The organism is Anaerohalosphaeraceae bacterium (assembly GCA_035378985.1).
In the GTDB taxonomy this organism is placed as follows: Bacteria; Planctomycetota; Phycisphaerae; order Sedimentisphaerales; family Anaerohalosphaeraceae; genus JAHDQI01.
Genome location: DAOSUR010000032.1, coordinates 1 through 8,787 on the forward strand (window position 1 = coordinate 1; position 8,787 = coordinate 8,787).

Sequence of the window (8,787 nt, forward strand, 5' to 3'; positions counted from 1 at the left end):
CAGAATCGCGGGACGGGCTGTGTTGGTTTCTTCTCAGTTTTTTCTCCCTCCAGCACATCCATGCAAAGATAGATTATTTCTTGTTATGAGGATTTCTTTTTCGGCCCAACATTTGAACCAGAACAATCATAAGAAATGCAAGAATCGGAATCTCAACCCAAATAACGCGGTCTTTTTCCACGGGCCACAGACGGACAATTTCATAAGCCCCGCACAGCATTGCAAAAGCGACAAAAAGGATGGCTAATATTCGAATCATTTAATTTCTTGGCAAGGATGTCCAAAAAGCATCGATTACAGGACGGCCAAAATAATCACCGGGCAGGAAAATGGGCGGAGGCGGTTCAGGTGAAGGACACTGAAACGGTGGCAAGAGAGGCCAGACACAAATCCCTGCACAAATAAGCCCCACTCCAACAATACACTTATCATGGGCGGGACCGGAAAATCGATAGCACCAAAAAGTTCCCACGGTAAAACACTTGACATAGCATTCAGTAAAAGGCATTAGGCCGGATGGGTCAACGTAATTCACCGGATTGTTTTTTACGTACAAATACGGATGAAGGGCTTGGGGAGATTCATCCAGATTCAGATAGGGCAGCAGCCAGCCGACAGTGCCCTGAAGCTGGACAGGTGCCAGAATCGGGTCGCGGGAGAGGAATCGGCCGAGGGCGGGGGCGTAATAGCGGGCGCAGAGAAAAATCAGGTTGTCCGCCTCGGGGAACCGGCTTTCGCCCGTGAAGCCGTAGGGATTGTCGGCTGTCCCCCAAACCCCCCGCACATTGCCGAACCCGTCATACATATAGGATACCATACGCTGCCCGAAGGCATCCGTCAACTGCCGCACCGACCCCAGCCCGTCATCATAATAAAATGCATCCAGCCGGCACAGTTCATACGGATTAGATCATCCATAACTATATGTTGCCTGAATGACATCTGCATCGTCTGTTTCCACATATTGAAAAAGTTTTCGTTTATTTCTTCTGTGCCGTTTTATGGTTTCGTCATCCTGTAGATTGTATACTGTTCCCCGCGAACATCTATCATCATAACGCATGCTTGGCCATTCTCAAAGGAAACATCATAGAGAAAAAAATCTCCTCCCGGGAAAATGGTTTGTAATTCAAGTTTATAATCACATCTTGGAACACTATTGAGAGCGGTTTGAATTTCTTTTTTTACATCTTCTGATGTTATTGCAGAACTGTAGGGTATCGAAACGTTATTGGGCGCATTATTAATGATGTTTTTGATAAAGGTTCTGGCACCTCGATCTATCCAAGCATTTCGCACAAGAATAAAATCCCATAATACGCCCAGTAAGAATAAAATGGCAAAAAGGATTAAAAGGGAATTTCGAAGGGCAGGTCTCGATTTCATCCGCCAGACCAGCATAATTCCGGTGATCAGAAGAACCAGATGAATCAAGACCAGCAGGATCATTTTGTTTTCCTTCGATCAACAGGATTATCTTGTTCTAAAAGCAGTTAATGATAATCATCCATCGAACAGCATTCTTCACAGCTTTGGTTTGAAGAACAAGGTTTGGCACAGTCCCTGCCTTTCGCTTCTGTCTTTCGATCTCTTGGATAATCACGAAACCATTCTCCTGCCTTATGTCCAAATCCTGCAATCCAGGCGCACACCGAATCTTGCTTTTTCGCTAACTCACATGCCACAACACAATGCATCATGCCATGTACGCCATACCATGGTTGCGTTGCAGCCCAATTCGCTAATTTTCTTGCCTCACGCCAACAATCCATCATCAGCTCTCCAAGGGAAGGCGAAGGCGGAGTCCAAGGGTATGGGCTTGGGGCAGTGTATGGGAATAATCCTAATGAATCACTGCGATTTATGAGATTATTCGTAACATATTCATAAAGATTCATGCTATACTCATATCCAATCGGGTCGCGGGAGAGGAATCGGCCGAGGGCGGAGGCGTAATAGCGGGCGCGGAGATAAATCAGGTTGTCCGCCTCGGGGAACCGGCTTTCGCCCGTGAAGCCGTAGGGATTGTCGGCCGTTTTAGCACACCTGTTCATACGGTAATCCATTCAGCCGCTCTGCCGTCATGGCTTTATATCTTTTTAACTCTCTTCTGAACAGGAAGGCGAAAAAGACAGCAAGACAAAAGAAAAACCCGGTGAGCACCCATAAGAAAATCTTATCCGAAAACAACCAAAGAAGACCTGACGGCTGGTTTTCTGTGGAAAAAACACGAACCGCTAAAGACAAAGACCACAGAATCCCTATGAATTCCAGCATCCGTTCGGCATCCTTTCTCTTGCCGCGGCGAATCTTGGACAGGACAATGCTGCCTGCCCCTAACCAGGAGCAAGCCATCAGAAGAACGGCCGTCACAGTAAAAACGGGATGCTCGTTCAGCCAGAGTGCCGGACCCTGCCTGAAAAACAGCAAAGCCCATATCAGAAAGTAAACCAGCATCAGCAAACCGGCCGAACGGCTCAAAACCCTCTTCAGAGATGTCCGGGTGCGGGTCTGTTTTTGTGAATCCCTCTTCTTCTGTAAATCCAGATACTCTGAAGCGGTCAGAAACGCAAAAAGTCCCAAAACAAAAAGAAGGTACGGAGAATCAGCCCATCGTGGGCCTGGAGCAATAAAGCAGATTACGGCGGCGATAAAAAGACCTTCCGCTGACCACAAAAGAAACCGGAGCCAGGGAGGAAACCGGTCTCTGTGTAAAAACGGAAACCGTTCTGATATCCTGGCGTAATAATGGAGGAAAAAGACAAACAAAAGAGCCAAGAGAACAATCCATAAATACCCTGTCAGATTTTGGGTTTCTGCCGCTGTAATCATGTTCGTTTCCTCTTCTCTTTCCAATTCTTTGGGATGAATAGAATGAGGAGGTTTCCGAGAAATATAAGAAGGAGAACTTTTGAAAATGAGTTAAAAAACGATGCATTGCCGCTGTAAAACAGAAAACCAATCGCATAGAAAAAGAGCAGAATAGATGAAATCCACACGACAAACCATCTTGTTTTTCTATCAGATGGACGGCAAAGTGAAACGATTATGGCCGCTGCTGCACTCCTGAACCTTGCAAGCATTTTTTGAAACCATATGGTGAACCTCAAAATGCTGTATTGTTTCCGTGCATTACCATTCAATGCACGGTCGATGTGAACAAAAGGCCAATACCGCTCCAAAATCCATTCCCAATCTGATGCCAATTCCTGCTGCGACATACACTGAAACCAAGGGTTTCTGTTGCACAAGGACGGTATTTATCCGGTTTCCTTCAGCGCGAATAGCCATACCCATATATTCAGTATAATCAGGAATACGGTGGGGATTATTATCCAGACAAGCAACAATTGACGGAAGGATATTGAAAGCAAAGAGTGCAGCACGTTCTCCTCAAAAAAGGCGCAAAGAAACAAAGAAATTCCTCATAGATATCCTAAAATCTTCGTTAGAGTTGATTTTACTTCCTGCTTTTGACTCTCATACAATCCCAATCCTCCACCAAGCAAAATAGATAACATCAGGGGTACGAATAGACTGCCAGCGAATGGCCATCTTTGTAACAGCCAAACTCCTGAAGTCTCTTTATAAAAAATCAGCCACAATACAATAATTCCGTAAATGAAACTCAATTCGATACCTGAGATTGCTATTTGGTTCCAATAGCGAGTTTTTGTCTGGCTATTTTTCTTTTCAGTAGTCCATAAGACTCCCAATAAACACAGTGTAAGAAGGATGTAGGGCGAGTCTGACCATTGAATGCCGGGAGCCAACAAAGCCATTAAAGAAGGAACAGATAATAACACCCCCAAATATCCGATTCGTGAAACAGTCTTGGATTTACTGCTCATTTGTCTTAACAGAAAACTTGTTTTTTGAAAAAAAACAGGAATAATCAAAAGACCGGCAAAACAAAACAGCAAATAAAACAAGTCTCTAATCTGCATACCAAATCCTCATTTGTGCTTTGTTAATATACTGCAGGCAGGTTATCACATGCTGCCATACAAGCTGCTGTTGCTGCTCCACCCAATATACGACAAGCCCACATCTGTCCACCTGTTAACAAACTACATCCTCCAATCCAAGTTGCTCCTAAAGCACCACACGCCATTTTACAGGATGTCCGTGGGGATGGTGCCCAAGCTCCCTTACACACGCTGGGCACGGTTGGCGGGACGGCCGGTGTGGGATAAATACCGGGAAGAAAAATCGGGTCCAAAAGCCCCAGCGGATCTGCGGAGTTTACCGGATTGTTTTTTACGTACAAATACGGATGAAGGGCTTGGGGAGATTCATCCAGATTCAGATAGGGCAGCAGCCAGCCGACAGTGCCCTGAAGCTGGACAGGTGCCAGAATCGGGTCGCGGGAGAGGAATCGGCCGAGGGCGGGAGGGCAACTCCGGTTCGGAAGACAGGCAAGCATTTTAGGAACCTTTATTAGAATCCTTTGGCTGTTCAAAGGAGTCCTCTGCAGGAAGCTAGTCCTTTTTGAAAAACTCTTCCTCAACTATTAAACAGACAGAAGATAGAATAATCAATACGTAGACAAAGATTGTACATGCAACAGAGCATTTCACTCCCAGCCGGGGAAGCAGAAAAAAACGTTGACTGAAAGAAAAAGGACTCCTCTGCAGAAATGAAAGAATACTTTTTTCTTAATGCGGAACATTTTTGAATAATCGACTTGTTTTCCTTTTTCTGCCTCATCTCATTAAGTCCCGAGGCACTTCTACAATCGATTGCCGGAAGGGACTTCGATATCAGCAATCCTCACAAAATTTCCCGAATGGACTTTTCTAAAAACGGTTCATACTTTTTGACCTTTCCATCCGGCTCATACACTTCTATCGAGTAGTCCGGATAGAACAGCCACACACCGCCCTGGGGCCGGGGTCCCAGACTGATGGGCATTTCTTTTAGACGGACTTGAGTCATTCGACTGCCCTGACTTGTATAACATTCCAGAGAAGGAACCTCTTTTTGAAAAAGCAGCCATATCGTATCTCGGCTCAGGCACAAATCCCTCCAACAGATTCCGCTTCTGATTTGTCCCTCCGGCCATTCCAGCAGATAAAATTCTTCGCCTGCTTTTCGGCCAAAAATAAAATGACGATTCGGCCGCTGCCCTACATACAAGAGATTGTCCTTGCCGTGCTTTTCCTGCAGGCGGAAACATCCTCCCTCATAGGTGTAAAGAGAGGTTCTTGTAATCACCTGCGGCCGGCCGGTCTCGCTTTCAAAAAGCCCAAAGGGCCATTCCGGCAAAGGAACAGTTCTTATCTCCTTTGTTCCTAAATCAACAAACGCAAAGACATAGGTGGGCTCTGTTCCGCACTGTAAGCCGCCGAGCCATACCTGTTTCCGCCCGGGACTGAAGAAACTGACGTGAAACAAAAAATCATCCGGCAAATCAATCCGATTTTTCCGGGCGGAAGCGATGCCCCCCCAGAGTACAGAATGAAAGGTGCAGACAACGATTTGGTTGGTTTCCTCCAATGAATCAATCCCGATAAAAGGATGCTGGAGAACCATTCGCCCGCTGTATTCTCCCTTTTTCCAGAAGAGCACGACAGGCAGATTGCGAGGTTGTTTCAACGGATGGACCAGATAAGCAATATAATCCTTTTCATTTGTAAAAGATGCTAACCTTATTACCCGGATCCGACTTCGCCTGGCTTTCCAACATCTTAGAGTGGTAAACAGATTCAGCATAAGGAACCTCTACAATAAACTCCCGATCCAGTCGATAATTTTTCTTAAGACAGGCGGCACTTTATTGTCCATACCCTTCAGGGTCTCTTCAATAGCCCAGATGTTGTTATAACTTCCGCATCCGGAAGGATTATTGGTATAGATATTCCAACAGTTTACATAACAAGATTCTAAAAAGTTTTTTACGGCTGCTGCATTCCACTTCTGCCTGCTTGCATAAGCGTTACAGGCTTCATAACAAAGGTTGACATCCTTAGCAGCCAACCCCATAGGATCTATGTAACGAAGGGGATTATTCATTCCATACAAATACGGATGGAGAGCTTGGGGAGATTCATCCAGATTCAGGTAGGGCAGCAGCCAGCCTACAGTGCCCTGAAGCTGGACAGGTGCCAGAAATCGGGTCGCGGGAGAGGAATCGGCCGAGGGCGGGGGCGTAATAGCGGGCGCAGAGAAAAATCAGGTTGTCCGCCTCGGGGAACCGGCTTTCGCCCGTGAAGCCGTAGGGATTGTCGGCTGTCCCCGGAGAAAAATTATCTGCAAACCTATTTTTTGCGGCGTAAGCCAACTGTCCCATCTCCCCACAGAACGAAATCTTTCCGGGCATAGGAAACTTCGCTGCCCGGTTTGAAGATAATTTGTACAACAGGAGCTTCCGGATTGCCGAGCTTTTCCGGATACCAATAAATCATAGCCGCTTGCTGTTCCGAGAAAAACAGCACTTGTTCCTGAACACGCCTGTCATCTATATACTGAGGATAGAGATGCGAAAGCAGCGGAGGCAATTTTCCGTCATTGTCTGATGAATATTTCAGCAAAGCTCTATGGATATCGTACATCAGTTTGACGCACTCTTTCTCCCAGCGATAGATTTGCTCCGTCTGCATTAGGGGATGCAGAATCGCACCCGCAGCAATCAACACCAGCAGTACGAACCCAATGGAGAGCAGTTTTGACTGCGACATTTTTTTTGTCCTTTTATTTTATTTTGTCACAGCAATTATTATAATACTTAGTATCGCTGTAGTCATACGCTTTGTCTTCACTTCTTTCAGACCGCCATCGCCCCCAATAGCCGTCCTCAAAATGGCTGATTTCGTGGAGTAAAGTGCTGCAGTCAAACCCCTGCCCTAGCCTTATCCTGTCCCTGAACGGCCAGGGTCTCCACGAGTAATCCCCTAAAACATCTTCCCCAAGATCCTTTTCGGGATCATCACAAACTTGTATTTTGACACCTTTCCCGTTTTTAGCCCGCTCAATATCATCTTTGATAGGATCATTTTTCATGCATTCGAGTAACTTATCCAAACACTCTTTAACCTCCGGTGAGTCCGATGCATCTTTGCATTTCTCACCTGTTGGGTCTATAAAGTTGGTGGGATTATTCTGAGCATACGCATACAGATTCATCCCATCTTCATATCCAATCGGGTCGCGGGAGAGGAATCGGCCGAGGGCGGGGGCGTAATAGCGGGCGCAGAGAAAAATCAGGTTGTCCGCCTCGGGGAACCGGCTTTCGCCCGTGAAGCCGTAGGGATTGTCGGCTGTCCCCCAAACCCCCCGCACATTGCCGAACCCGTCATACATATAGGATACCATACGCTGCCCGAAGGCATCCGTCAACGGCCGCACCGACCCTAAACCGCCTCTATCTATCTGCATTATCTGTTTCTTGCAAAAATGAAACCGATGAAAGACCGACTTTATTGTTTTGGCATCTTTTCAGTTTTTGCTCGGTATTGAAAAAAGCAAATCAGTGATAAAATACATATCAGCACTATTTCGATAATGAGTTCCAGCATAATCTGCATGTGTAACCCCTGCTGATATTTTTGTGCTATCAAAGACATATTTACAAATAACGCCAAAAAGAAGACTGTCAGCTGTTTGTTGTTTTTGAGAGATTTTAAAAGGATCAACAAAACCGATAAATAAACAATTATTATCATAACTATCTCTAAAATCGATAGGGCCCATAAATAAGTCTGACCCTCAAGCCGAGACAGAAGAGGCAGGGTGATTGCTAAAAAGAATGGAATTAGAAGAAAAACAGTTATTGCGCCGATTATGCCTGCAATCAAGCAGGACATTCCAATCCTCTTAAGGTGATTCATAGATCCTCCTTTTGCTCCTTTTCGAGTCGAGGTTCTTGCGGAATTGTTTTTCCCGTACAGATACGGATGGAAAGCTTTGGGGGATTCGTCCAGATTCAGATAGGACAGCAGCCGGCCGACATAGCTTTGAAACGAAACAGAAGACGATAATAAATACCTTATCAGCATTCGTTTTTCTGAATCTGCAATCATGATTCAGTTCTTCATGTTCTTTTGGGAGAAAATAAAAAAGATTTCTAACGAAGAGAATCAGAAGCACTCATAGAACGGCAGGTTCTTATTCGCTTGTTTCTGCCTTGTTGTCTGTATTCGCCTGTTTCCTTTTGTTGCCTTCAGGTTTGGTGACTGCAAATATATTCATGATTCCCATAAGTGCCAGAGTTATGCCAAGTATCACAGCTGCAACATCAATGCCAGACAGTCTGGATACAGGAACAAAAATACAGATTACACCGCCTGATATGAAAATAATTCTAAGAAAGCATACACCGCTTTGGGACAATTTCGACATTCGCATAATCTCCTCATCCAAATAAACCACAGCCGATTGCACAACCTACAGAAATACCGGCCATCCAGGTGGGCACAATACCAAGGATTTTAGCCAATGTACCGGCTTTCGCCCGTGAAGCCGTAGGGATTGTCGGCTGTCCCCCAAACCCCCCGCACATTGCCGAACCCGTCATACATATACGATACCATACGCTGCCCGAAGGCATCCGTCAACTGCCGCACCGACCGTATTTGTCGTAGTGACAGTAGACACAACTCTCGCCTTTCTACGAAAAAACCACCTGATGTCTGATGCAGTCACAGTAACAGCGGATATCTCATTCTAAGCCGTATCGTTTCACACTATTCATGAGAAGATAGATCAGATAGAGAGAGATGTTATTGTTTTATGTTCTCTCTTTTTTATAAACTTAATACGGATTCTATTTTTTGACCATGTACCTAC

General features: G+C 45.4%; 11 protein-coding genes. All 11 read right to left on the reverse strand.

The features are described 5' to 3' along the window. Nucleotides 1–259 precede the first annotated feature (259 nt). The 11 genes from PKY88_13010 to PKY88_13060 all read right to left on the reverse strand — a co-directional run bounded on the left by PKY88_13010 (nt 260) and on the right by PKY88_13060 (nt 8,564). Nucleotides 260–850: an RHS repeat-associated core domain-containing protein gene (locus tag PKY88_13010; GenBank protein ID HOQ06119.1), complete on the reverse strand. Its 591-nt coding sequence runs from the start codon at nt 848–850 to the stop codon at nt 260–262. A 149-nt stretch (nt 851–999) separates the two neighbouring features. Continuing rightward, a complete protein-coding gene (locus PKY88_13015) occupies nt 1,000–1,449 on the reverse strand; it encodes a hypothetical protein (protein HOQ06120.1) in 450 nt (149 codons plus the stop codon). A gap of 44 nt (nt 1,450–1,493) precedes the next feature. Then, nucleotides 1,494–2,066, reverse strand: coding sequence for an RHS repeat-associated core domain-containing protein (locus tag PKY88_13020; GenBank protein HOQ06121.1), 573 nt, complete (start codon nt 2,064–2,066; stop codon nt 1,494–1,496). Then, nucleotides 2,038–2,832: a hypothetical protein gene (locus PKY88_13025; GenBank protein ID HOQ06122.1), complete on the reverse strand. Its 795-nt coding sequence runs from the start codon at nt 2,830–2,832 to the stop codon at nt 2,038–2,040. Before PKY88_13025 ends, PKY88_13020 begins: the two co-directional genes overlap by 29 nt. Before the next feature lie 593 nt (nt 2,833–3,425). Next, the gene (locus tag PKY88_13030; protein ID HOQ06123.1) at nt 3,426–3,947 is read right to left on the reverse strand and encodes a hypothetical protein; all 522 of its coding nucleotides are present in this window, start codon (nt 3,945–3,947) and stop codon (nt 3,426–3,428) included. Between the two features lie 826 nt (nt 3,948–4,773). Further along, nucleotides 4,774–5,598: a hypothetical protein gene (locus tag PKY88_13035; protein HOQ06124.1), complete on the reverse strand. Its 825-nt coding sequence runs from the start codon at nt 5,596–5,598 to the stop codon at nt 4,774–4,776. A 662-nt stretch (nt 5,599–6,260) separates the two neighbouring features. Then, nucleotides 6,261–6,680 (reverse strand): hypothetical protein, encoded by a 420-nt coding sequence (locus PKY88_13040; GenBank protein HOQ06125.1) that lies wholly within the window; start codon nt 6,678–6,680, stop codon nt 6,261–6,263. A 13-nt stretch (nt 6,681–6,693) separates the two neighbouring features. Next, complete coding sequence (locus PKY88_13045) at nt 6,694–7,377, reverse strand: RHS repeat-associated core domain-containing protein (GenBank protein ID HOQ06126.1); 684 nt, start codon at nt 7,375–7,377, stop codon at nt 6,694–6,696. 60 nt (nt 7,378–7,437) lie between these two features. Further along, entirely contained in the window at nt 7,438–7,692 is a 255-nt protein-coding gene (locus tag PKY88_13050; protein HOQ06127.1) for a hypothetical protein, read from the reverse strand. Between the two features lie 414 nt (nt 7,693–8,106). Next, entirely contained in the window at nt 8,107–8,340 is a 234-nt protein-coding gene (locus PKY88_13055; GenBank protein HOQ06128.1) for a hypothetical protein, read from the reverse strand. An 89-nt stretch (nt 8,341–8,429) separates the two neighbouring features. After that, entirely contained in the window at nt 8,430–8,564 is a 135-nt protein-coding gene (locus PKY88_13060; GenBank protein HOQ06129.1) for a hypothetical protein, read from the reverse strand. Nucleotides 8,565–8,787: the final 223 nt, after the last annotated feature.

What these genes read in the sequence shown, in the direction of transcription:
- PKY88_13055 (HOQ06128.1), bottom strand. Translation starts at nt 8,340, where the DNA reads ATGTCGAAATTGTCCCAAAGCGGTGTATGCTTTCTTAGAATTATTTTC.
- PKY88_13050 (HOQ06127.1), bottom strand. Translation starts at nt 7,692, where the DNA reads ATGGGCCCTATCGATTTTAGAGATAGTTATGATAATAATTGTTTATTT.
- PKY88_13045 (HOQ06126.1), bottom strand. Translation starts at nt 7,377, where the DNA reads ATGCAGATAGATAGAGGCGGTTTAGGGTCGGTGCGGCCGTTGACGGAT.
- PKY88_13025 (HOQ06122.1), bottom strand. Translation starts at nt 2,832, where the DNA reads ATGATTACAGCGGCAGAAACCCAAAATCTGACAGGGTATTTATGGATT.
- PKY88_13030 (HOQ06123.1), bottom strand. Translation starts at nt 3,947, where the DNA reads ATGCAGATTAGAGACTTGTTTTATTTGCTGTTTTGTTTTGCCGGTCTT.
- PKY88_13015 (HOQ06120.1), bottom strand. Translation starts at nt 1,449, where the DNA reads ATGATCCTGCTGGTCTTGATTCATCTGGTTCTTCTGATCACCGGAATT.
- PKY88_13020 (HOQ06121.1), bottom strand. Translation starts at nt 2,066, where the DNA reads ATGGATTACCGTATGAACAGGTGTGCTAAAACGGCCGACAATCCCTAC.
- PKY88_13040 (HOQ06125.1), bottom strand. Translation starts at nt 6,680, where the DNA reads ATGTCGCAGTCAAAACTGCTCTCCATTGGGTTCGTACTGCTGGTGTTG.